Origin of the sequence: Shewanella sp. S1-49-MNA-CIBAN-0167 (assembly GCF_040310145.1) — a bacterium.
Taxonomy (GTDB): domain Bacteria; phylum Pseudomonadota; class Gammaproteobacteria; order Enterobacterales; family Shewanellaceae; genus Shewanella; species Shewanella psychromarinicola.
The window spans coordinates 1-408 of record NZ_JBEOPO010000125.1 but is presented as its reverse complement, the minus strand read 5'-3'; the positions used below and the strand labels follow the sequence as shown (position 1 = coordinate 408).

Below are 408 nucleotides of genomic sequence, written 5' to 3'. Positions count from 1 at the left end.
GGCATACCCAACGATTTCTTTCGTTCCTAAATCAAGTACACAGGCTAAATAACTCCATCCTTGATGTGATTTTATGTAGGTAATGTCACCCACCCAATGAGTGTTATAAGTCGTAGGGTTAAACTGCCGTTTAAGCAAATTGGGTGCGTAAACATGTTCGTCACCAGTGTTAGGATAGTAATGTTTTTTCTTTGGCCTAATCGCTTTTAATCCCAAATTTTTCATTACTGTAGCAATGGCGTAAACCCCGACTTTACACTCTAAATCTAATAAGTCGGCCTGTATTCGACGTTTGCCATACGTCGCATTTGAATCAGAGAAGGCTTGCTCTACAAATTGTATCAGAGTCTGTTTTTCAACGCTTTGTGGTATCGGTTTGTAATAAAAACTACTGCAACTGACCTCGAA

Annotated in this window: 1 protein-coding gene; it reads right to left on the bottom strand. The window is 39.5% G+C overall.

The genetic code is table 11. The features are described from left to right. Window positions 1-408 (bottom strand): IS3 family transposase (locus AAEZ00_RS20660; protein ID WP_351089749.1); only part of this gene is annotated, 408 nt, incomplete at both ends.